The 22,535-nt window shown below is 42.3% G+C and carries 21 protein-coding genes; 3 read left to right on the top strand and 18 right to left on the bottom strand.

What is annotated here, in order from left to right:
- Positions 1–111: 111 nt before the first annotated feature.
- The 6 genes from ACOAOT_RS10240 to ruvA all read right to left on the bottom strand — a co-directional run bounded on the left by ACOAOT_RS10240 (position 112) and on the right by ruvA (position 7,206).
- On the bottom strand, positions 112–1,536 hold the full coding sequence (locus ACOAOT_RS10240; RefSeq protein ID WP_420216891.1) for a peptidoglycan D,D-transpeptidase FtsI family protein: 1,425 nt from the start codon (positions 1,534–1,536) through the stop codon (positions 112–114).
- Entirely contained in the window at positions 1,526–2,851 is a 1,326-nt protein-coding gene (locus tag ACOAOT_RS10245; RefSeq protein ID WP_420216892.1) for an FtsW/RodA/SpoVE family cell cycle protein, read from the bottom strand. Before ACOAOT_RS10245 ends, ACOAOT_RS10240 begins: the two co-directional genes overlap by 11 nt.
- A gap of 7 nt (positions 2,852–2,858) precedes the next feature.
- Positions 2,859–4,991 carry a U32 family peptidase gene (locus ACOAOT_RS10250; RefSeq protein ID WP_420219410.1) on the bottom strand — a complete coding sequence of 711 codons (2,133 nt, stop codon included), beginning with the start codon at positions 4,989–4,991 and terminating at the stop codon, positions 2,859–2,861.
- Positions 4,992–5,125: 134 nt separating this feature from the next.
- Positions 5,126–5,494: a cell division protein ZapA gene (locus ACOAOT_RS10255; RefSeq protein ID WP_170823509.1), complete on the bottom strand. Its 369-nt coding sequence runs from the start codon at positions 5,492–5,494 to the stop codon at positions 5,126–5,128.
- An 82-nt stretch (positions 5,495–5,576) separates the two neighbouring features.
- Positions 5,577–6,575: a Holliday junction branch migration DNA helicase RuvB gene (gene ruvB / locus ACOAOT_RS10260; RefSeq protein ID WP_104437631.1), complete on the bottom strand. Its 999-nt coding sequence runs from the start codon at positions 6,573–6,575 to the stop codon at positions 5,577–5,579.
- A gap of 22 nt (positions 6,576–6,597) precedes the next feature.
- A complete protein-coding gene (ruvA, locus tag ACOAOT_RS10265) occupies positions 6,598–7,206 on the bottom strand; it encodes a Holliday junction branch migration protein RuvA (protein WP_420216893.1) in 609 nt (202 codons plus the stop codon).
- 178 nt (positions 7,207–7,384) lie between these two features.
- Here ruvA and ACOAOT_RS10270 point away from each other — a divergent pair, with 178 nt between their 5' ends.
- Complete coding sequence (locus ACOAOT_RS10270; RefSeq protein ID WP_420216894.1) at positions 7,385–8,479, top strand: ribonuclease H-like domain-containing protein; 1,095 nt, start codon at positions 7,385–7,387, stop codon at positions 8,477–8,479.
- A 5-nt stretch (positions 8,480–8,484) separates the two neighbouring features.
- Here the strand turns inward: ACOAOT_RS10270 and ACOAOT_RS10275 are convergent, their stop codons facing one another.
- The gene (locus ACOAOT_RS10275) at positions 8,485–9,294 is read right to left on the bottom strand and encodes an AraC family transcriptional regulator (protein ID WP_420216895.1); all 810 of its coding nucleotides are present in this window, start codon (positions 9,292–9,294) and stop codon (positions 8,485–8,487) included.
- A gap of 7 nt (positions 9,295–9,301) precedes the next feature.
- A complete protein-coding gene (locus ACOAOT_RS10280) occupies positions 9,302–9,847 on the bottom strand; it encodes a DUF5662 family protein (RefSeq protein WP_420216896.1) in 546 nt (181 codons plus the stop codon).
- 211 nt (positions 9,848–10,058) lie between these two features.
- Here ACOAOT_RS10280 and ACOAOT_RS10285 point away from each other — a divergent pair, with 211 nt between their 5' ends.
- A complete protein-coding gene (locus ACOAOT_RS10285) occupies positions 10,059–10,256 on the top strand; it encodes a cold shock domain-containing protein (protein WP_024295188.1) in 198 nt (65 codons plus the stop codon).
- A 113-nt stretch (positions 10,257–10,369) separates the two neighbouring features.
- On the opposite strand, the gene hslO is transcribed toward ACOAOT_RS10285, so the two are convergent.
- The 10 genes from hslO to ACOAOT_RS10335 all read right to left on the bottom strand — a co-directional run bounded on the left by hslO (position 10,370) and on the right by ACOAOT_RS10335 (position 20,664).
- Positions 10,370–11,248, bottom strand: coding sequence for an Hsp33 family molecular chaperone HslO (gene hslO / locus ACOAOT_RS10290; protein ID WP_104437636.1), 879 nt, complete (start codon positions 11,246–11,248; stop codon positions 10,370–10,372).
- The gene (locus ACOAOT_RS10295) at positions 11,241–12,008 is read right to left on the bottom strand and encodes a class I SAM-dependent DNA methyltransferase (RefSeq protein ID WP_420216897.1); all 768 of its coding nucleotides are present in this window, start codon (positions 12,006–12,008) and stop codon (positions 11,241–11,243) included. Before ACOAOT_RS10295 ends, hslO begins: the two co-directional genes overlap by 8 nt.
- A 119-nt stretch (positions 12,009–12,127) precedes the next feature.
- Positions 12,128–12,637, bottom strand: a complete 510-nt coding sequence (locus ACOAOT_RS10300; RefSeq protein ID WP_420216898.1) for an SEC-C metal-binding domain-containing protein — start codon at positions 12,635–12,637, stop codon at positions 12,128–12,130.
- A 156-nt stretch (positions 12,638–12,793) separates the two neighbouring features.
- Positions 12,794–14,101, bottom strand: coding sequence for a TRAP transporter large permease (locus ACOAOT_RS10305; RefSeq protein WP_420216899.1), 1,308 nt, complete (start codon positions 14,099–14,101; stop codon positions 12,794–12,796).
- Positions 14,102–14,599, bottom strand: a complete 498-nt coding sequence (locus ACOAOT_RS10310; RefSeq protein ID WP_420216900.1) for a TRAP transporter small permease — start codon at positions 14,597–14,599, stop codon at positions 14,102–14,104.
- A 1-nt stretch (position 14,600) separates the two neighbouring features.
- Complete coding sequence (locus tag ACOAOT_RS10315; protein ID WP_420216901.1) at positions 14,601–15,623, bottom strand: TRAP transporter substrate-binding protein; 1,023 nt, start codon at positions 15,621–15,623, stop codon at positions 14,601–14,603.
- Positions 15,624–15,842: 219 nt separating this feature from the next.
- A complete protein-coding gene (locus tag ACOAOT_RS10320) occupies positions 15,843–16,643 on the bottom strand; it encodes a response regulator transcription factor (RefSeq protein ID WP_420216902.1) in 801 nt (266 codons plus the stop codon).
- A gap of 12 nt (positions 16,644–16,655) precedes the next feature.
- Positions 16,656–18,119 (bottom strand): sensor histidine kinase, encoded by a 1,464-nt coding sequence (locus ACOAOT_RS10325; protein ID WP_420216903.1) that lies wholly within the window; start codon positions 18,117–18,119, stop codon positions 16,656–16,658.
- A gap of 232 nt (positions 18,120–18,351) precedes the next feature.
- Entirely contained in the window at positions 18,352–18,861 is a 510-nt protein-coding gene (locus tag ACOAOT_RS10330) for a hypothetical protein (protein WP_420216904.1), read from the bottom strand.
- A gap of 123 nt (positions 18,862–18,984) precedes the next feature.
- The gene (locus ACOAOT_RS10335) at positions 18,985–20,664 is read right to left on the bottom strand and encodes a S8 family peptidase (protein ID WP_420216905.1); all 1,680 of its coding nucleotides are present in this window, start codon (positions 20,662–20,664) and stop codon (positions 18,985–18,987) included.
- Between the two features lie 159 nt (positions 20,665–20,823).
- On the opposite strand from ACOAOT_RS10335, the gene ACOAOT_RS10340 reads away from it, so the two are divergent.
- Positions 20,824–22,503: a S8 family peptidase gene (locus ACOAOT_RS10340; RefSeq protein WP_420216906.1), complete on the top strand. Its 1,680-nt coding sequence runs from the start codon at positions 20,824–20,826 to the stop codon at positions 22,501–22,503.
- Positions 22,504–22,535: the final 32 nt, after the last annotated feature.

The raw sequence follows: 22,535 nt of genomic DNA on the forward strand, positions 1-22,535 counted from the left end.
TCCTCCAGAGTGAAACCGTGAATCCATGGGGATCCCGATTTTGGTGTGTCTCACAGACTGGCTATAGTATACCTCTTTTTATAATGATATGCAAGTGTGTAATCGCTGTCCTTATCTGGAAAAATATAAATCAAAAAGCGATCTGGCGATGGGTGCAGCAGTTTTTCCCCCAGATCCTCCCTCTTCTACAATCACACTGACGGCTATCTTTGGATGCTCTGCAGGAGCATATCCCACAAACCAGGCATGAGTTTCTTTGTTTTTATCAAATTCCGCTGACCCCGTCTTTCCTGCTACTGTATAGGCATCTGTCCGAAGAGCAGATCCAGTTCCTTCCGTGATCACAGCCTGCATCAGTTCTGTCATTTTGGCTGATTCTTGCGCAGTCATGATATTTCCATAAGCCTGGGGCACAAATTTCTTAATAATATCTCCTCCGGCATTCTCCACATGATCAATCAGATAAGGCTTCATCAGAGTCCCCCCGTTGGCTATTGCTGCAGTAATCATGGCATTATGAAGAGGAGTAATCTGGGTCTGACCCTGGCCTATGGCAGTCTGAAGTATCTGCCACGTATCTGCCCCTGGTGCCATAATATAAGAACTTCTGTTGGAAGGAAACGGCAAAGAAAGATCTGTGTTAAACAGCAACTGCTCGGAAGTGTTCCTTAATCCGTTTAAATCCATCATAAGGCCAAGATTTGAAAAAGCTCCGTTGCAGGAGTTGGCAAATGCCTGGGTAAAATTCTGATGTCCATGGGCGGTCTCATGATAGCATTTGATGGAGTAATCCCCATTTTCATAAATCCCGTCACAGTCAAAAACATAATCTTTATAGTTTTCAGGATTTTCACGGATGTATTCCAGGGCCGTAACAATCTTAAATGTGGACCCTGGCGGATATAGTCCCTGGGTTGCCCGGTTTAACAGCTGTCCTGATGTATTTTCTTCTGCAACCAGACTATTCCAGTCGCTTAAAATCGTGTTGGGATTATAATCAGGCTTTGACACCATGGCAAGAATCTTACCCGTATCTGGTTCCATTACAACAATTGCCCCATTTCTTTTTCCAAGCGCTTCATATGCCTTTTTCTGAAGATCCACATCCAGGGTTGTCACCACGTTATCTCCCTGATTTTTCCTTGAAGACAATTCATTAATTACCTGTTCAATGATATTGACATGGCTGGTAAGCAGATAGAAATTAGACTGGGCCTCCAGCCCGGTCTTTCCGTTAACCGAATATCCCACTGCATGGGCAAACATAGAATCGAATGGGTAAACCCTGGTCTCATGCCCTTCCCCGTCCACATCAGTCCGGGCAAGAACCTGACCGTTACTGCTTCTGATCTCTCCCCTTACTACCCGGTCTGCGAAGCTGTCCAGCCTGGCATTATAGGAATTATTAATTACACTGTCGCTCTTCACCTGAAGAAAGTATCCATAATAAACCACCAGACCTATAAATAGCAAAACAATACCATAGGTTAGAATTAAGATCTGATGATTTGCTTTTGGATTCGCATTAGCTTTCATATTGGTCCTCTTCCTCTTCATTGCGCTTTAGAATGTAAAGTCCCTGGATAATTCCAAATATAATAAAGGTACTTAGCACCGAACTTCCCCCATAACTGACAAGAGGAAGGGTAACACCAGTTGAAGGGATGAATTTGGTCACTCCCCCTACTGTTAAAAAGACCTGGATTGCGTAGATCATACCCAGCCCAAAGGCGATAAGTTTATAAAATACGGCCTGCATATTCCCTGCAATCATCATAAACTGTAAAAAGCAGCCAAGGCATATTAAGAGGACACAGAGGGCAAAAATGCCACCCATTTCCTCTGATATGGCGGAAAATATAAAATCTTTTTCCACAACCGGGATTTTTCTTGGCATCCCACGGTAAAGCCCCATCCCAAACCAGCCGCCTGTTCCAATGGCAAACAGGGACTGACTGATCTGATATCCTTTTCCCGCGATATCAGACCATGGATTCAGCCACGCCGCAACCCTGGTCTTTACATGACTAAATAACTGGAATGCAAGTGTAGACGCTAAAATTCCTCCCACCGTTCCTCCAAGTAAGTATCGCCATTTACCGGTTGCTATAAAAAGCATAAACACATAGGTGATAAAGAATATCAGTGCACTGCCTAAATCCTTGGAGAGTACCAGTATCAGCACATGAAGCGCAGAAACACCACTGACTAAAAGAATTGTCCGGTTACTGACAGAGCGGTAAAACATGGTAGCGATAAAAAAAACATAGCTGATCTTTACAAATTCAGACGGCTGGAAGGAAAATCCAGCTACCCCGATGGAAAGCTGGGCTCCATAGCTTGTGGTTCCAGCGACACACACGACTCCAAGAAGGATTACACCTCCTATGCCATAAACCCAGGGGATCTTACTTAGCTGCCATACCCTGTCAATGATAAATGGTATAATACAGGTTACTGCCGCCGCCACAACCACAATGGTAAACTGCTTCACCGCTTTGTCAAATGACAATCTGGTAAGCATAATAAATCCTATGGATAGAAGCATACACATATTATTAACCAGTAGCTTTGATAAGTTTCTGTAAAACAGCCGGTATAAAAAAAGGTAAGCAAAAAAGAACAGGACCTGTGCTCCATAAAAAACAAGCATCCGCTCATCTTCTGTCTCCAGCCAGATGATTCCATAGGCCAGAAGATGAATCAGAAACATCAAAATGTTCTGCCGCCTGCAAATGCTGTTTTTTCTCTTATCATCCTGAAAAGAAAAATATCTAAAATTTAAATATGTGTATAAAGCGATCAGCAGTATCATCAGATACCGGGATGCATCTATTATCAGATTAATCATAAATCACCTACTCTATACCGCGTTTAAAATGTCCTCTTGTAAATTCCGGCAGATTAATTTCTGCCTTTTTCCCCCTTAGAAACTCGTCTGAAAAAGCCTTAACAATGCTTTCTGTCTCTTTTGGACCCTCAGTTGTAAATTGAAGTCGTAAAGAGGCGGGTGATAAAGAACTCACGGTATCACTTAATCCCAAAAGAGAAAGGGGTGCTGTGTTATAAATGGAATTGTAGCAAAATGCACAATGGTTTCTTACAGGAAATTCTTTTCCCATACGATCTTTTATATTTAATTCCACCGGTGTCTTATCACACCGATCCATTCCCTGGTGAATGCACTGTGCTGTCACCATCATTGGAAGACGACCGTAGATTAACAGCTCTCCTGGAATCTCTAGCTTTTCCAATTCTCTGCTGTTTAATTCCACCGGCCAGGTGATCTCATCTGCACCAAGGTTCTTAAGCATCTTTTGTGCCTGGTTATTCATTCCATATACGCCGAAATCAAATATGAGATTTCCTTTTATGCCTGTCTTCTTTAAATAGCCCGGTTCTTCCATGGAACGGATTAAAAAACCGTCAAATCCTGCTTCTTTTAAATAGTTCTGATGGCGTTCGAAGAACAGCTGCGCTTCTGTACGAAAAATATGAGGCATGGTCAGATAACACTCTTTTCCCTTTTCATGGCACACATTTACATATTGATTCCACCGTTCCGGTTCGAAATGAGCTGCTTCTATATAAAGTCTGTTTACATTGGGATTACAAACCACTGCGTCAAAACATTCTGGTTTTTCCAGAGAAACAGTAAGTTTTGCCGGCTCAGATACTGGGACTTTTAAAGCATCATTACTTTCACCGGAGGATTCATTTTGTGGGTACTGCCTTTTGTATTCCCGGAGTATCTCTGCCTCCAGTTCTTCCAGGCCTCTGCGCCTTAAATCATTCAGAGCCTGAACAGGAACAAAGACATTGCCGCTAATCTCTGCCTCCAGGTTTTCAAATAAAAATGGAGTGTTTCCTGTTTTATTCAACTGCTTTAACACCTTTTCTTCTGACATGGGCTGGTTTAAAGCCGTCATCACCAGATCTCCTTCTATCACAATGTGATGCTTCTGTGACGTCAGGATCAGGGAAGCCTTTTCTCCTTCTGAAAGCAAAATCTTACCGGTAACGGGTACTTTTAACTGCTTTTGTACATATTCACGGTCAAGCATATCAAATAACTGATTGTTCCCCTCCCTGAATGACGGTTTTTCCTTCCATACTATCATATCCCTGCCATTATGTTTTTTATAATAACCGTCTGTCTGTCCGCCTCTGTCAAACAGATCCAGAAGCACTTTTCTGTCTCCGTCTTCTACTTTATAACCGCTTCTGCCTTTTTCCAGATAGAGATCCGCGTATTTGCGGTAAATGCTTACCACACCTGCCGTATATCTGGGACTTTTCATTCGTCCCTCGATCTTCATGGAATAGACTCCGGCTTCAATCATATCGGGTATCAGATCCAGTGTGCTTAAATCCTTCAGGCTTAAGCAGTAGCGCTCCTCTTTTTTCCCAAGAGTCTTTCCCTTATCTTTTACATCAAATGGAAGCCGACAGGTCTGGGCGCATCTTCCACGGTTCCCACTTCTGCCCCCGATGAGACTGCTGAAAAGACACTGACCGGAATAACAGTAGCAGAGAGCACCATGAACAAAGCTTTCGATCTCTACATCAACCTGTTGGTGGATCTGCCGGATCTCTTTTAAAGATAGTTCCCTTGCAGTTACGACCCGTTCTGCGCCAAGCTCCTTTAAAAGCCCGGCACCATAAACTCCGGTAATCGTCATCTGGGTACTGGCATGAACGGGAAGATCTGGAAAATATTCCCTTACTAAGGAAAGCACTCCTAAGTCCTGTACAATAACAGCATCAAGTCCCTGACGATAGTAAGGAAGAAGGTACTCAAAAAGTTCCTTTATCTCCTGTTCTTTCATAAGAGTATTGACAGTTAAATAGAGTTTTCTACCGTGAAGATGAACATAGTCAATCGCCTCCAGCAGCTTGTCCTCTCCTGGATTTTCTGCGAATGCTCTGGCTCCGAACCGGCTTCCTCCAATATATACTGCATCTGCGCCTGCGGCTACTGCCGCCTTCATGCTTTCAAACGAGCCTGCCGGAGCAAGGATCTCAACTATTTTTTTCACATCTGCCTCCAAAATTATCAGTAATTAAATTCTGATTGATAAAAAGGAGGAGGTCACGGAAAATCCATGAAACACCCCCTCCTGCCTTATTCATTCCTGTCTGAACCAGAAGATTTCTTTAATCCAGCCAGTTCTGTTTTCACTGCCTCCAGCTTCATCTGAGTTGCAACCAACTCATGCTTTAAACTGTAGGTTTCCTTCTCCATCTCAGTTTTTTGCTGCTCCAGCCTTGCTATCTGTTCTCTGGCCTTAAAATAATCATCTGCCATATTTAACTCTATCATAACGTTCTGGTATTCTGCACTCTGCTTCGTGAATCCTTCCCGACGTTTTAAAGTTATGATCATCTCATTGATGTAGCTGGCAAGGCGCTGTATATACCCCTCTTCTTCGCTGCCGCCAAGTGCATAAATCTTGCCATCAATCAAAACTTCTGTATATTGCTTGGAATCCATGTTGTTCTCTCCCTGTTATCATTTGCTCTTTCTTTACTATATCATACTTTACACAGTTAGGAAAGTTCTAAAATTCAGGCAGTTACGACTCCATGGGGATACCAAGATGCCCATAAGCCCGTTCCGTTGCCACCCGTCCTCTGGACGTCCGGTTTAAAAATCCATTCATCAGAAGATAGGGTTCATATACATCTTCCAGCGTTCCTGCATCCTCACCCAAAGCAGCAGCAAGGGTATCAAGACCTACGGGACCTCCGGCAAATTTTTCAATTACTGTGGTAAGAATCGCGCGGTCGTTGTAATCCAGTCCGAATTTATCCACATCCAGTATATCAAGAGCGAAATCTGCCACTTCCCTGGTAATCACTCCATGGTACTTAACCTGGGCGAAATCCCGCACTCTCTTTAACAGGCGGTTTGCCAGTCTAGGTGTACCTCTGGAACGCCTGGCAATCTCCACCGCTCCCTCTTCCTCGATTTCCACCCCCAGAACATCTGCGGATCGGGATACAATAATCTTTAACTCATCTGGTGTATAAAATTCCAGCTTTTGAACAACTCCAAAACGATCCCGAAGCGGTGCCGTCAAAAGTCCGGCTCTGGTGGTGGCTCCCACCAGAGTAAACTTAGGAAGGTCCAGCCGGATGGATCTGGCTGCCGAGTCTTTCCCAAGCATAATATCAATGGCAAAATCCTCCATGGCTGGATAAAGTACTTCTTCCACCTGCCGGTTTAAACGGTGAATCTCATCCACAAACAAGACATCGCCTTCCTGAAGATTATTTAAAATAGCTGCCATCTCACCTGGCTTTTCTATGGCGGGTCCTGAAGTAACTTTCATGTTCACGCCCATCTCATTGGCAATAATACCGGAAAGAGTGGTCTTTCCAAGTCCAGGCGGACCATAGAACAATACATGGTCTAAGGATTCCCCTCTGGCTTTTGCCGCTTCAATATATACTTTTAAATTGGTCCGGATCTTCTCCTGTCCGATATATTCATTCAGACTTCTGGGTCTTAAATTCGGTTCAATCTTTTTATCCTCTTCTGTTAACTCTGTGGTTATTATTCTACGCTCCATCTTCGCCATACCCTGTTATATTCTATATAAATGCCAAATGCTTTAAGGAAGCCTTTAAGACATCCTCCACAGACATGGTGTCCGTTACCTCTACCTGACGTACCGCACGTCCGGCTTCCGCAGAAGAGTAACCAAGTGCAGTGAGGGCATCAATGGCCTCGCCAGTGACTCCGGTCTCTTTTCCCAGATCATTGACCGCCTCTTTAAAGGCAGCTGGGATCATATCTTCTATATCAATCTTATCCTTTAAATCCAGAATAATTCTCTGAGCAGTTTTCGCACCTACGCCAGGCGCCTTGGAAATAGCCTTTGCATCCCCTGATACCACCGCTCTTTTTAAATCATCCGGATCCATGGCAGACAAAATTCCCAGTGCTCCTTTGGGGCCAATCCCATTCACACTGATCAGCTGCTTAAACATCTTTAGATCCTGGCGGGACAAGAAGCCGTAAAGACACATGGCATCCTCTCTCACCTGGAAATATGTATATAATTTTACTTCCCTGCCGACACCTGGAAGCTTCTCAAATACAGACAGGGGAATGAAAATTTCATATCCTACGTTTCCGCATTCAATTACGACACAGTCTCCTGTCATCTCGGCAATCGGTCCTTTTACGAAAGAAATCACTCTGCAGTTCTCCTTTTATGCCTTGCAAATACTTTTGTAAAACCATTTCTCTGATTTTTATCATAGCATACTGCCAGTTGATATGCAAGTAATTGATCGAACAAATATTCTGTACTCCGTTGACGAACCAGAAAGCTTTGGCTATAATAAGGAGGGAAAAGAAAGGACGAAACTGCTGATGATCACTCTAAAAAAACAAATAGCCTTTGAAGAAACCTATCCCCTTCACCGTCTGGGAAACCGGGAGGAACTTCTGTTCTTTGACATAGAAACCACTGGATTTTCAGGGGAGTATTCCACTCTCTACTTAATTGGATGCGTCTATTATCGGAACGGGGTCTGGAATCTGGTTCAATGGTTTGCCGATACTCTGAATTCGGAAAAAGAGCTTCTTGTAACTTTTTTCGAATTTCTTAAAAGCTTTCAAAAGGTAATACATTTTAATGGGGATGGATTTGATATTCCTTATCTGTTAAAGCGCTGCCGTGCCTACGGGTTTGACTACAATTTTTCAGGAACCGAAAGCCTTGACATCTATAAAAAAATCCGTCCATACCGGAATCTTTTAGGTCTTTCAAGCATGAAGCAGAAAGCCATTGAAGCATTCTTAGGTGTGGAGCGGAAGGATCTTTATTCCGGCGGACAGCTGATTGAAGTTTATAAAGATTACTTATTCTCCAGGGACCAGTACCTTTTTGATTTACTGATCCTACATAATGAAGACGATTTAAAAGGTATGCCCTTAATTCTCCCCATTTTAAACTACCCGGATTTTCTGGAGCATGATTTTACATTGTCAGACCAGGAGCTTATTATCAATCCTGATTTACTGGGACGGGAGCAGCATCTTCTTAAGCTGACCCTTGAAAATGGTTTTTCTGTACCTGTGGGATTTTCAAAAGCCAATTCCATGGTCAGGGCAACAGCAGACGGCAGAGAGCTCACCCTTCTCATCGACCTGTATGAGGGAGAGCTGAAATACTTTTACCCGGATTATAAAAATTACTATTATCTCATATATGAAGACAGAGCCATTCATAAAAGTGTAGCCGAATACGTGGACAAAGAAGCGCGGGTAAAGGCGGCTGCAAAAAACTGCTATATCCGGCAGACTGGCTGCTATGTACCTCAGTTTTCTCCTTTATGGACGCCCGTTCTTCAGTATCAGTGGAAAGATAAGATCACCTATTTTGCCTATGATCCAAAGTTCTTTCAGGATCATGAGAAGCTTCAGGCTTATATCCGCCACCTGTTCGATCATCTTTCTTCTTAAGCCATTTATCGGATCCCCTGCATTTTCCGGAAGTCTCTTGGAGATACACCTTTGATTTTTTTAAAGGCATCTCCAAAGTAATTTCCGTCACCGAACCCGCATTCAAGTGCGATATCTGTCACAGATTTTGAAGTATTGATTAACAGCTGGGCAGCTTCCCGAATCCGGATATTGGTCAAATACTCTTTAAACCCAAATCCGGTGACTGATTTAAATTTTCTGGAAAAATAGGCAGGGCTCATATGGATCATTTCTGCAACTTCATTGAGAGTCAGGGGTGCTCCGTAGTTATGGTAGATATATTCCGCCGCTTCTTCTATGGCTTTTTCTCCTATCTCCATCTTTCCTGCATCCGTCCTGGATTCCTGGCACCTGGAGAGAAAAATCAGCAGTTCATATAGATAATTTCTCATCATCATAGGAGAATATCCGTCCTGACCAGCTCCCTCATAAACCATCTTCTGAATTAATTCTTCTGCGTAAGACCTGCCGCCTGCCGGTATGGAGACTTTGGAATTTTGAAATAAAGAGTCTGTCAGATGGGAACCGCAGCTTTGAGACATATCATTTAAGTATTCCTGATCAAAGCTTAACGTAATCCTTTCGTTGACCGGACTGGAATAATTAGTAGTCCGGTGGATTTCACCAGGTGTGATGAATACCATATCACCTGGTTCCAGATAATATAAGCTGTGATTAATAAATATTTTACAATGCCCCGATACCAGGTAGAACAGTTCGTAATAAGGGTGCCAATGGCTTTTCCACATATTAAATTCATAAGGACGTCTTGTCCTGCTGATTTGAAATTCCATAATTTCTTTAATAGTCCCCTTTTTTCAACAATTCTCTGATATAGGAAAATGTTTTTTTCTCTCCCTCATCTTTTAACATGATAAGAAGTTTTTCTAAAAGTTTTTCTGTCTCAGGCGCAACAATCATATAAGCCTTCCCCTGTACGTAATATTCCCACGGAGATGCATCCGAATAATCTTTCCCCTTATAGGTCTTAGAGGCTGCAATCCGGTCCATGACCATCTCCACCAGATATTTAAGAGGCATTTTATAACCAATCATCCCTTTTGACGGATCCATGGAGAAATCGATCCAGTATTCACAGTGATGCTTGTTTCGTCCCTTGTGATGAAGCCATGCTTTGGAAAAGCCTTTTTCTTCAATTTCTGCAGCATTGGGACTTCTGTTTCCCTGATAATATAAGACACCTGGTATGAATTCTTCCAGACTGTATTTGGAAAGATCGTGAAGCAGGCCCTGTTTTATCAGCCCTACACGAAAGCAGTTTTTCATAACCCGGATTTTGTGTATATGAATGGTACAAAAATGTCCCCAAAAATTTTTAAATTTCATATTTATCCTTCCTGTCCCAACGTAAAATCTTCACCCATTTTATCACAATTACATATGATTTTACCACATATTTTTCGGTTTCATTTTTTTAAGAGAATTCTTGTTTTTTATGGTGGAAAATGTTTGACACCTTACCCATTTTATGCTATTCTTAGGGAAGTTACAGATATCCTGTAACAGTACAATTTTTAGTCGTTTTGGAGGTATCATAATGAAAGGTACAGTTAAGTGGTTTAACAACCAAAAGGGTTACGGATTTATTTCCGACGAACAGGGTAACGATGTTTTCGTTCACTACTCAGGTCTCAACATGGATGGATTCAAGTCTTTAGATGAAGGCGCTGCTGTAGAGTTCGATGTAGTAGACGGAGCTAAGGGTCCACAGGCTACAAACGTTATCAAAATATAATCATTGACTTATCAGTGTACCTTTTTTCAATATAGGAAGAAGTTATATTGTTTCACATGATTACGATTGGAGCCATCCTAGGATGGCTCTTTTTGACGCTTCTATGGTTTTGATTATTTTGCTTTCTCGTATAACTCTGATAAATCTTCCACTGTAAATTCATAATGTTTATTACAGAAATGGCAGTTTACTTCTATGCTCTTTCCGTCCTCAATCATCTCTTCCAGTTCTTTTCTTCCAATGCTGATTAACGCCTTTTCAACCCGCTGCTTATCACAGTTACAGGTAAACTGAACCGGTGTCTGCTCCATGATCTCAAGTCCAAGTCCGCCCAGAATATAGGTCAGTATCATCTCCGGAGTTTTCCCTTCTTCCAAAAGAGAAGTCACTGAATGGATCTCACCCAGTCTTTTTTCCAGTAATTCAATCATCTCTTCTGATGCTCCCGGAAGAAGCTGGATAATAAAACCGCCTGCCTGCTTTACTGTATTATCTTTGTTCATTAAAACGCCAAGTGCTACGGATGAAGGTGTCTGTTCTGAATTGGCATAATAATAGGTAAGATCTTCTGCAATCTCTCCGCCAACCAATATGGTCTGTCCCACATATGGCTCTTTTAAACCAATGTCCTGGATCACGCTTAAAACGCCTTCTCCAACAGCACCGCCCACATCCAGTTTTCCGAATTCATTGGGAGGCAGCATCACGCCGGGATTATACGCATATCCTTTTACATTTCCCTTGGAGTCAGCAGTTACAGTCAGACCTTCTATGGGACCGCTGCCCTGGATCTTAATTGTAAGTAAATCCTCTTCTCCCTTCATCATAATACCCATCATACCGCCAGCCGTTAAAAGTCTTCCTAACGCAGCCGTTGCCACAGGACTGGTATTATGGGCCTGTCTTGCATGCTCCACCAAGTCCCTGGTAGTCGCTGCAAAGGCTCTGATCTGATGATCCCCTGCTGTTGCCCTTACAATATAATCAGCCATTTTTTTGCTCCTTTCCATGCTCTCGCGCAATCAGATAAATTCGTTCACTGGTATCCTTAACCGGTTCCCTGGTAAAAGCATCGTATGCTTGTAAAAACTCCAGTCCGGCTTCCTTTAATGCCTTCTTAATTTCATCGATGGTATAGGCTCTCTGGTAATGGGTTTCCATATATTTCCGATACAGATCCTCTTCCTCTCTGATAAAAAGAGAAAGATCGTATTCGTTGATTTTTGTATCCTCATCATAAAAATTATCCCAGATAAAACTGCATTCTTCCCTGTCCTCCGCAATGGTAGTATCTCCCATCACCGATTCATACTTATAAACCGTATTCAGGTCAAAGATAAAAACGCCGCCAGGATCAAGATAATTATTTACCAGCCGGAATACTTCCACCAGATCTTTGTATTCCAGAATATAGTTGATACAGTCACAGATACTTAAAACAGCCTTCACAGTGCCATAGAGTTCAAACTCCCTCATATCCTGCAGCAGATAAAGAATATCCTTACCAGATTCCGCCCGCTTATCCATGGCAATCTGAAGCATATCTTCCGAGTTGTCCACTCCAATCATATCATAGCCTGCATCTGCAAGAAGCTCTGTAAGACTTCCTGTTCCGCAACCCAAATCCAGAACCAGGCCGTCTTTCACCCCATGCTCTTTTAAAAGGCCAGTCACATAACCACACCAGTCTTCGTATGGAATATTATCCATAAACAGATCGTAGACTTCCGCAAAATTTGTATACGCTTCCACTTATGAGTTCCTTTCTTTATAGCCCTATTTCTCCCAATGGAAAAACAAAGCAGGTAGCCCCGGAGAGGTACCTGCTTTCCTGTCTCATTGTCTCACTGCAATCGCAGCAACCGTTACAATTACAGGTTCTGTCCGCAGCACTTTTTATATTTCTTGCCGCTGCCGCATGGACATGGATCATTTCTTCCGATTTTAGCACCTTTTACAATGGTTCCGGAAGCCTTCTGAGTCTTATAGAGTTCCTTCTTCTTTTCCTCTGTCAGGATCTGATCCCACTCGGGAAGGCTGTAGAGCCATTCCGCTTTTGCTTCTACCATATTATAATAAAGCTTTTCGGGATCGATCTCAATTTTAACAACGGTATTCTCGTCCATCGTCTCAACAGGATTCTCGTAACCCTTTAAGCTTTCATTGATACCATCTAAAAATCCGGTCATAGTCTGCACGTCTGTGCCATATCTCTTAGCCAGTTCTTCAACGGTTCCTTCCACTACTTCTTCCGGCTTAGACAGAATATGTTCGTAAATTCCTTTTTCAACCTTAAAATACTGGGTCCATAATTCTTCTTTTTCTTTATCATCCAGACCTTCGCCGTATGCCAGATTTCTCCAATTTTCTAAAATAGTCATGATTAAAACCATCCTTTTGTCTGTTCTTTCTTGTAATACTCCATCAAACAGTATATAACATATTGAAAAATTTTGCAATGCAGCTTTTAAGAAAAATACAAACTGCCTTCCATCCTGAGGAAAAAGGAATCGAAGGCAGCTTACACTTATCAAATTTTATACATATCCAAGAAGTCCCGGCAGCCATAAGGACAATGCTGGAATATACGATACCATAAGAAGTACGATAAAAATTGCCGCAAAATAAAGCAGTAATGTCCTGATTACATTTTCAATCTTTGTCTCCCCTACCTTTACACCTACAAACAGGGTTGTTCCAACAGGAGGTGTTATGGTTCCAATGCATAAATTAAAGATCATCATGATACCAAAATGTATGGTATTCATTCCAAGTGCCTGGCAGACTGGCAGAAAGATTGGTGTGAAAATCAGGCAGGCTGGTGTCATATCCATAAAGGTTCCTACCAGAAGGAGTAAGATATTTATAATGAATAAGATAACATAGCGATTGCTGCTGACTCCCAGCATTGCTTCTGAGACTGCAGTTGGTATGCCGGTAAATGCCATAACCCAGCTCATAATGCTGGAAACACCAATTAAAAATATAATAATTCCTGTCATCTGTGCACTTTCCAAAAACAGTTTTGGAAGTTCTGAAAGCTTTAATGACTTATAAAAGAATAAAGATAAAATTAAACTGTAAACTACGGATACCACACTTCCTTCTGTAGCCGTAAAAACTCCTGCGATAATTCCTCCAATTACAATTACAATCATAAGGAGACAGGGAATCGCCTGAAGGCACACACGGATTTTTTCCTGAGTTGTGAAGCGTTTGTTACTTTGATATCCTTTTTTCTTAGCAAGAAAATAAATAACCACCATACAGGCAAGTCCCCATAAGATACCTGGAATATAGCCTGCCATAAAAAGGGCAGCAACAGAGGTTCCTCCGCTGACAAGGGAAAACGTAATCATAACATTGCTTGGTGGGATTAACAGCCCGGTTGGTGCAGTGGCAATGTTTGCAGCTGCAGAGAAGTCTCTGTCATAGCCTTCCTCCTCCTCAATCGGACCAATGATTGCTCCCATCGCAGAGGCGGCTGCCGTTCCGGATCCTGAGATAGAACCAAACAGCATGTTAGCCACAGCATTTGTGTGAGCAAGGGATCCTGGTATTCTTCCTGTAAAAAGTTTTGCGAAATTAATGAGGCGGATTGCTATGCCTCCTTTGTTCATAATATTACCTGCCAATATAAAAAACGGAATTGCCAGAAGACTGAATATGGAGATTCCGGAGAAAATTCTCTGAGCTCCTGTGAGCACTGCTGCGCCAGTATTCAAGATGGGCAGAATGGCACATATGGATGAAACAGCAAGTGCAACGGCAACTGGCACGCCTAATAAAAGCAGGACCACAAGGACCACTAAAATGATCAGTCCGCAAAGTATGGAAATATTCATTTATGCTTCCTCCTTTTCTTTGTAATCCGCATGCAGCAGATCGATTGCATTTACCAGACAAAATAACATAATCAACACACCTGTAACCGGGACTGCTGCATACACATATCCCATGGGAATCTGTAAGGATGCCGTTGTCTGAATCATTGTAAGCTTTGTAATGGAACTTCCGCCATATACCATCACGACTCCGGCAAAGACAAATGCCAGAATTTCAATGGCAGCATCTAACCATTTCTTAGGAGTACCGGTTAATTTATCGGCCAGAAATCCAATTCTCATATGATCCCGTTTTCCAAATACATAGGCAGAGGCGAACAAAGCCATCCATGTAAATGAATAAGTCAGCAGCTCTTCTGAAATAGTACTTGGTCTGTTAAAAAAATATCTGGTAATAATCTGATAACTGCCAATTACCGTCATAGCTGCAAAAAGAACAATAATAACGGCTCCCAGAGCCTTCATGATCCAGTCTTTTACCTGATGCATCACTGACATTTTATTGTCCTCCTTTATTTTTATTATTTTCATCCTGAATATGCTGATATAAATCTCTGATTTTTGGATTTTCACTGAGCATTTTTTCATGAAGTGGAAGCACCTTTTCTTTGAATGCCTCTACATCCACATCAATAAACTCCACACCCATATCTGTTTTTGCTTTCTCCCTTGCTTCATCAATACTTTTATCCCATTCAGCAAGTTCTACCTCTGTGGAATATTTGGCTGCATCTTCAAAAACCTGATATTCTTCAGGGCTTAAGCTGTTTAAAAACTTTAAATTGCCTACCAGCATGTCTGGTACCATCTGATGCTTGTTGTAGGAATAATATTTTGCTACTTCACCATGCTTGTTATTGGTCAGAGCCAGCTCGTTATTTTCCGCTCCATCAATAACGCCCTGCTGGATCGCTGTGTATACATCACCAAATCCCATAGGTGCTGCTGCCGCTCCAAAAGAATTTACCATTGCTACACTGGCAGGACTTTGCTGAACACGTATCTTCTTCCCCTTTAAATCATCCGGAGTGCGAATTGGTGTCTTTGCATAAAAATTCCTGGTTCCTGCATTGTACCAGGTAACAACCCGAAACCCGGCTTCGTCTGTGGAAGCATAAACTTTCTGCATATAGTCCGTATCTTCCATAACGGAGCGATACACTTGCTCGGAATCAAACAGATACGGCATACTGAAAATTTCATAAACATCTGCAAATGTTTCTAAATTTGCAGTACCTGCCACAACAAAATCGATTGCTCCTGTCTGTGTAAGCTCGATTGCTTTTTGGGCAGACCCAAGAAGCTCATTGGGGAAAATCTGTACCTCATACTTGTCTCCCAGACGATCCTCCACATACTGTTTAAATGCAAGAAGCCCTAAATGCTCCGGATGTGTTTCAGACTGGGCATGAGAGATCCTGATGATACGTTTGCCGGAAGTGGCCGTGCCACAGCCGCTAAGTCCCACTGCCATTGCTGCTGCCAGAATGCCTGCTGCCAGTCTTTTTAAGAATTTCTTCATATAATTTTCTTCCTTCCCACTCATTTAAGATCGATTACGGCAAAAAAATAAGCCCCGGGTAATATGATTGAGTAAATCAGTAAAGGGGCAATGCCTGCCTTAATGCTTTCTCAATTATATAACCTGAAGCTTTTTTTTGTACCGAAGAGAATTGTCCTCCAGGGAGAATATTTTAACATCCTCCTTGGAGCTTTTGCCAATTTGCATAAATAAAACATCTTATTTTTGTATATTCTGACTATCACGAAATTCAGAAGGAAGCTGCCCTGTCAGTCTGCGAAACACTTTAGCAAAATAGTTAGAATCGTAATATCCTACCTGCATGCTCACATCTTTTACACTGGCAGTTTTGTTCATAAGTAATTTTTTTGCTTCATTGATTCGGACTTTCGTTAAATAAGTAGTAAAATTCTGGTCAAAGCACTGCTTAAACAGTTTGCAAAAATAAGCATCCGAATAATGAAGCATCCGTGCCGCGTCCTGCATGGAAATTTCCTTACTATAGTTATTTTTAATAAACTCAAGTATTCGTGCTGCCACTTCACTTTTGGGATCCCCATCCGCCAGTTCTAAAAACTCGGAATCTGTTTCGGAAAACTCAGAGCTGTCATTTTCTCCATCTGCACCAGATTTTCCCTTATCCTGTTGATCTGCCAGGCGCATGGCTTCCTCCATGACAGCAAGAAGTTCTTCCTCTTCGCATGGCTTTAAAAGATAATCCAGCGCCCTTATAACAATGGCCCGTTTTGCATAAGAAAATTCGTCGTAAGCAGTAAGAAAAATAATAACGCAGTCCCTGCTCAGATGCCTGATTTGTTCTGCTGCCTCTACACCGTCTAATTCCGGCATGGCGATATCCAATATGGCGATCTGGCAATTATCCCGCTTAAATACAGCCACTGCATCTGCTCCATCTACCGCTTCACTGATTTCTATGCTGTCACCAAAATGCCTGGTGAGTCTTCTCGCCAGTGCCATACGTTCAATCTGTTCATCATCTGCCAGTAAAATACGATACATGCCTCTGCCTCCCTATGAATTCTTATGGTAATCCGGTGTAAAGGAAAGCTGCACGGCTGTTCCTTTTAAAGGAGTACTGAATATAAAAACTTCCCCATCCCCATACATCCCATGGACTCTCCGATAAATATTTCCCACACCGATTCCATTCTTTTTTTCTTCCCCGTCTCTTAATGAGCTGCGGATCTCTTCCAGTCTTTCTTTGTCAATTCCCTCTCCCGTATCGGCCACTGAAATTACCAGTTTCTTATCCCTGAGCCAGGTCCGGATCAGGATCTTCCCTCCCCTGCTTCTTTTGGAAAGTCCATGTAAAACCGCATTTTCAACCAAGGGCTGCAGTGAAAAAGAAGGAATCAGAATATCCAGTGTCTGGGGGCTTATATCAGTCATATACTGAAATCGCTGTCCAAAACGCATCTGCTGCAGATACATATAATCCTGGACAACTTTTAATTCCCGTTCCAGAGGCATGACTGAATCTGTGGATTTTAAATTATAGCGGAACAGACTGCTAAGGGCAGAAATCATCTTTTCAGTGACTAGTGCATCTTCGATCTGAGCCATGCTGGAAATCATATTTAACGTATTAAAAAGGAAGTGCGGATTAATTTGGTTTTTAAGCATTTGCAGTCTGACCTCATCAAGCTGTTTTTCCATTTCATGTTTCTCAGTCAGAGCACTGATATATCCGCGGGTTGAGGATTTCATAGCAGTAAAAGCACGTACCAGCCTGGCAATCTCATCATCTCCTTCCGTTTTCACTTCCTCACCGGAAAAATCGTTTTTACCAATCCTGGACGAATCCTCTGCCAGCTCCACCACAGGTTTTATAATGCTTCGATGAATGGAACTGTTTAGAAGTTTTACAAACAGCAGGGAGGCTCCTCCCCACAAAAGGCTTGCTGCAGGAACAATTACCAATAAATAACGGTTTCTTTCATAGCTCTCGCTCCCCTGCTTTACAGTCATCTGCTCCAGTTGTCCTGCATGAGTTGTCAGATATCCCTGTAGCCGGTATATGGTATAAAGCTGCTCCGTATAGTTCGGATCCTCCCTGGTAAGCAGTTGGAATTTATCCCGGTACCCAGAGTAATTTTCATACATATTACGAATGGACCATACTTTCGCATATTGATACCGGCCTGTCTTTTTGTAATCATAAGGCAGCTGATCCACTGCTTTTTTTGTATCCTGACAGGCCTTCTCGTATACGTCACGGCTGTCTTTCGTTTCCTCTCTTATATAGGAAGCAAATGCATTCTTTTCATTTTCCATGGCAGACCAAAATGCCAGGCTCTGTGAGTTGCTTCTTAAAACAGTACTAAATCCCCTCATACCAAACCCTGCTACCATAAAATTAGCAAGAATTGAAAGTATGATTACAGCTGCGCCACTGGCTGTAATATAATTTATTTTCTTCTGAAGGGACAGGGTACCCCAGAACCAGCGCAGTCTGTTGGTTTTTTCTTCATTCATTTCATTTACCTTTCATACATGTAATGCACGGTAATTGGCATTTTTAGTCAGAGTATATCAGTTATCCTCCTGTTTTTCAAGCATCTTTGTCTTTCCCATAAAAAATACCCCACATGCGACGCCTTTGCCGCACATGGGGTATTAAAAAGGGGAGGATAAGTATTCACTTATCTTTGGTATAATTCTATTATCACCCATACCATTGTTTTTATTCACATAAATCAATTTAATTTTAATGAAGTCCGGAAAGTTTTGCTTTCAGCCCTTCCAGATAGATTCCATCCAGTTTGCGTTTTGACCTTAAGGATTTCACATCTTCCTTTTGCAGCTGCTCATCAAGTGCTGCAATCCGATCCTCACATTCCTTTATCTGTTCCTGAAGTAAGGATCGGCTGGGCTTTTTCATAAGGATGGGAAGATCAAGTGTCCTGGTAAGAAAACGGGAAATGGCTTCCTCTGTCCTTGCCTCATCCTGATATACCCGATTGAAAAAATCGCAGACTGCCAGGTATAAATTTTCATAGACTTTTAAATCCCCACCATCTTTACCGGAAACCAGAATGGTTCCATCCTTAATATAAAAGCTGGTCCTATCTTTTTCTTCTTTCTCTATACTGTATCTGCACTCATCTATTTTATCCAGTTTTAACCGTTCCATAATCAGATCAAATACATACCACTTCAGTTCACTTGTCACCAGACCGTTTAAGGATTCCAGCCCAATCTCTTCCTCATGCTCCATACCGTATCTCCATTCCTTTCTTTTGCATTACTTTTGATTATACAGGAACAACACTCTGACCTCAACTATTATTTCCATAAAATTCGGCATTCCCTTACTTCTGGACAACGGGATGTCCTGAATTTAAATATTGGTGAGCCGTTCGAAAAGAGTGTTAATATCAATTTGTCCATATCCCCACACATTATTGGGATATGTATTAGATGGATTCCGTCTGGCTCCTCTGATCAGAAGCCGGTTTACATCATTCCCTGTTATGGTTGTATAATTTCCTCTTGGTACCGCCCATTCAAAAACCATAGCTTCTATGCCTGCAGCCTGAGCAGCTGCACACCCGCATCCTGTTATGGTGCCATATTGATTTCCTGGTACCGCACAAGTAAGCTGATATCCTGGCGCTGCAATGTCTGGTTTGATATATCCGGTTCTTGTATACCCTCTTCCTGACTCCGGTAATATACTGTCATTTTCCCCATTGTATGCGGTTACGGCAAGGGGATGGGTTGACGTACCCGGAGCAGTTATGGTTGTATCCGGATTGGAATTTAAAAAGAACGTGTTATCACTGATCAGATTTCCCGATGGCAGCCAGGAATGGAACGAGAAAGGTTCCTTTTCCAGATTTTGCAGTTTAATGGTCCAGATTCCCGGTATCGGATTCTGAAAACGGATCAGTATCAATTGATCTCCTGTCTCTTCTTCAAAAATATAATTATTTATGTATATGACACTTTCATTTAATACAAAAGAGAATCTTCTGCATTCGCCAAGTGTAGGAAATACCTGTCCGGTGGTTTCTCTGTTTGGCACTGTAATTTCAACAGATAGCCTTGCCGGTGCAAAGGGCCAGATTTCCAAAGAAAAAAGCTTATCATTTTCTCCCACCCGCATTTCAAATTCATTTATATAGGGATCTGCAACGGTATTATTAAAATAGTGTCTCCGTTTATTTCCTTCGTTACCTGCTGAGATTATGATTCCGGTCTGGGGCTGTTGAGCCAGAAAATTGGTAATATAACTGGTTGCCCCCCGCCCATCGTGACTTGACTGATTGGTTCCCATAGCGATACACACAGCTATGGGCCGGTTAAGTCTCTTGGCAAGTTCTGTCACATAACTGAGTCCGATAATCAGATCAGATTCCTGATAGCATTCCGCATTTTCAGGGACAAAGAATATACGTTTCAGCGTATTTTTTGCGGGCTTCAGCTTTACAATCACCAGATCTGCTTCCGGTACCACACCACTGAAAGACTGGGCTGCATTTGGCTTGCCTGCCAGAACACTGGCGATTGCAGTACCATGTCCGTTGGTATCCTCAGAAGGTACAATTGAGAGGGGATTTTCCGACCGGAGAGCCACATTAATGTACTCTCTGGTATACTCGGATCCATATGTATAGCCTGATGGAGGAGTTCCAGTCTGAACCGTCTGATCCCAAAGTGACAGGATACGGGTTGTTCCATCATTAAAGAGAAACGCCTGGTGCTGATAATCAATGCCAGTGTCTATGACTGCTACTATGACCCCTCTCCCAAATAAAGCCAGATATGGATTTCTCTGAACCGTTCCAATTCCTGATTTTTCCAGACTGACCGTGGAGCTGAGAGTCAGCACAGAGGGAAAAGCATTATAAGGATAGGTTCCTAAATCGCATGGATCCGGCGGAATAGAGGGGATGGGTATGTGAGCCAGGGAATGCCTTAAATTCATATAAGTGATATTATCTCCTGTATCATAAGTGGATCTCATCACGTTACTGATAATGATATCATAATAATTTTCATCCAGTATTTTTTGCATAAGCAGGCCTCCCTGTCTATCACTAGAAGTACATATAATATATCTTATGCTAAAAGGCACTTATTATGAGTTGTGTTGGCAGCAGACCACTCATAATGGAAAGACTTTTGCATAAGATATAACATATGCCTGGAGAATCGGAATAAAGGAGAACAGTTTATGGGAAAAATACTGGACAATAATTATTATGATATGATAATTAATAATTACATGGTGCCCAATTTCGGTGCTGGTGATGATATTACTCTGTTAAATGGATATTTTTCCCTGCTCCATGTATCAAAAAAAAATAAAGATCTCTGTGATCTTGGAGTAAATCCATATCATTTCTTTCCCTCTGTTTATACACTTACATCAGCCATCGGCCAGCATTACTCCACTCCTTTGCGTTCTATCCTGCAGCCCCCTGATTTCTCCCTCTCAGGCCAGGGAACGATTATAGGGATCGTGGATACCGGAATTGATTATCAGCACCCCGCTTTCCTAAACAGGGATAAAACAACCAAAATCCTATCTGTCTGGGATCAGACCATTCAAAGCGGACCTGCCCCACCGAGTTTTACATTTGGCACAGAATACACAAAAGCAGCCATTAACAGCGCTCTCAGCTCTGATGATCCTTTGCTCACAGTGCCGTCCCAGGATTTAATCGGGCATGGAACTGCTGTGGCAAGTATTATTGCCGGAAGCCAGAGTAAGGATCCTCCTTTCCAGGGAATTGTTACAAATGCAGAACTGGCGGTTGTTAAGCTTAAGGAAGCCAAACAAAATTTGAAAATGCTATATGCAATTCCCGATGACAGGCTGTGCTACCAGGAAAGTGACATTATACTTGGTATCCGTTATCTGGTTGTCCTTGCCCAAAAGTTAAAGCGTCCCCTGGTGATCTGCCTTGCTCTGGGAAGCAGCCAGGGAAGTCATGACGGAAAAGGGGTTTTATCCAGATATATTGATGATCTGGTTCAGATACCAGAAGTTGGAATTGTTACTTCGGCTGGTAACGAAGGGAATAATGGAAGACATCATTTTAACTCTGTCGTTTCACTGCCTTATACAAGGGATTTCCAGCTGAACGTCGGTCAGGGAGAAATGAAATTTGCCATGGAAATATGGTCCCAGCCCCCAGGGCAGCTTTCTATAGAGGTTACTTCCCCAAATATGGAAAAGGCTCCTCAGGCCGACCCAGCCTTTAGTGATTGCATAAAATATCAGTTCCAGGAAAGTGAAACCATACTCTGGATTAATAATATAACATTTGAGCAGCAAAGCGGAGATCAGCTTATCTTACTGCGTTTTGAAAATCCCCTTCCCGGCACATGGAACTTTCATCTAAGAAGTACGGAAAACGAGCGTTTCTCTATTAATGCATGGCTTCCCTCAGGAAATTTAATTTCTGAAAATACGTTCTTTCTCAGTCCTGATCCTGATACGACCATCACTTCACCTGGTAATACCAAAAGTGCATTTACTGTAGCCGCCTATAATCAGCAGACAGGTAATATCTTAAATGAGTCCAGCAGGGGATATACAAGAAGCGGTCAGGTAAAGCCGGACGTGGCAGCTCCAGGCTACAACATCACCTGTGCTGTTCCAAACGGTAAATACGGAACATTAACGGGTACCTGCGCATCTGCTGCACAGGCCGCCGGCGCAATGGCAATACTGTTTGAATGGTCGGAGGGAAAAGGAAATCTGACTTCTATAACCGGAGAACAGGCAAACAAACTTTTAATAAGAAGTGCGCAGCGAAGCCCCGCCTACCATTATCCAAATAATATCTGGGGTTACGGGATACTTGATGTTTATCGTATTATTAACCAACTCTATAAAAATTTATAAGTTTCCTATAACACAAAGAGAATGATGATCCC

Origin of the sequence: Lacrimispora struthionigena, assembly GCF_048627165.1 — a bacterium.
GTDB lineage: Bacteria > Bacillota > Clostridia > Lachnospirales > Lachnospiraceae > Lacrimispora.

Coding starts and splice junctions, on each gene's coding strand:
- ACOAOT_RS10245 (WP_420216892.1), bottom strand. CDS start 2,851: ATGATTAATCTGATAATAGATGCATCCCGGTATCTGATGATACTGCTG.
- ACOAOT_RS10340 (WP_420216906.1), top strand. CDS start 20,824: ATGGGAAAAATACTGGACAATAATTATTATGATATGATAATTAATAAT.
- ACOAOT_RS10320 (WP_420216902.1), bottom strand. CDS start 16,643: ATGTATCGTATTTTACTGGCAGATGATGAACAGATTGAACGTATGGCA.
- ACOAOT_RS10330 (WP_420216904.1), bottom strand. CDS start 18,861: ATGGAGCATGAGGAAGAGATTGGGCTGGAATCCTTAAACGGTCTGGTG.
- ACOAOT_RS10315 (WP_420216901.1), bottom strand. CDS start 15,623: ATGAAGAAATTCTTAAAAAGACTGGCAGCAGGCATTCTGGCAGCAGCA.
- ACOAOT_RS10335 (WP_420216905.1), bottom strand. CDS start 20,664: ATGCAAAAAATACTGGATGAAAATTATTATGATATCATTATCAGTAAC.
- ACOAOT_RS10275 (WP_420216895.1), bottom strand. CDS start 9,294: ATGGAATTTCAAATCAGCAGGACAAGACGTCCTTATGAATTTAATATG.
- ACOAOT_RS10255 (WP_170823509.1), bottom strand. CDS start 5,494: ATGGATTCCAAGCAATATACAGAAGTTTTGATTGATGGCAAGATTTAT.
- ACOAOT_RS10325 (WP_420216903.1), bottom strand. CDS start 18,119: ATGAATGAAGAAAAAACCAACAGACTGCGCTGGTTCTGGGGTACCCTG.
- ruvB (WP_104437631.1), bottom strand. CDS start 6,575: ATGGAGCGTAGAATAATAACCACAGAGTTAACAGAAGAGGATAAAAAG.
- ACOAOT_RS10240 (WP_420216891.1), bottom strand. CDS start 1,536: ATGAAAGCTAATGCGAATCCAAAAGCAAATCATCAGATCTTAATTCTA.
- hslO (WP_104437636.1), bottom strand. CDS start 11,248: ATGGCTGATTATATTGTAAGGGCAACAGCAGGGGATCATCAGATCAGA.
- ACOAOT_RS10250 (WP_420219410.1), bottom strand. CDS start 4,991: ATGAAGGCGGCAGTAGCCGCAGGCGCAGATGCAGTATATATTGGAGGA.
- ACOAOT_RS10305 (WP_420216899.1), bottom strand. CDS start 14,101: ATGAATATTTCCATACTTTGCGGACTGATCATTTTAGTGGTCCTTGTG.
- ACOAOT_RS10300 (WP_420216898.1), bottom strand. CDS start 12,637: ATGACTATTTTAGAAAATTGGAGAAATCTGGCATACGGCGAAGGTCTG.
- ACOAOT_RS10280 (WP_420216896.1), bottom strand. CDS start 9,847: ATGAAATTTAAAAATTTTTGGGGACATTTTTGTACCATTCATATACAC.
- ACOAOT_RS10270 (WP_420216894.1), top strand. CDS start 7,385: ATGATCACTCTAAAAAAACAAATAGCCTTTGAAGAAACCTATCCCCTT.
- ACOAOT_RS10310 (WP_420216900.1), bottom strand. CDS start 14,599: ATGTCAGTGATGCATCAGGTAAAAGACTGGATCATGAAGGCTCTGGGA.
- ACOAOT_RS10285 (WP_024295188.1), top strand. CDS start 10,059: ATGAAAGGTACAGTTAAGTGGTTTAACAACCAAAAGGGTTACGGATTT.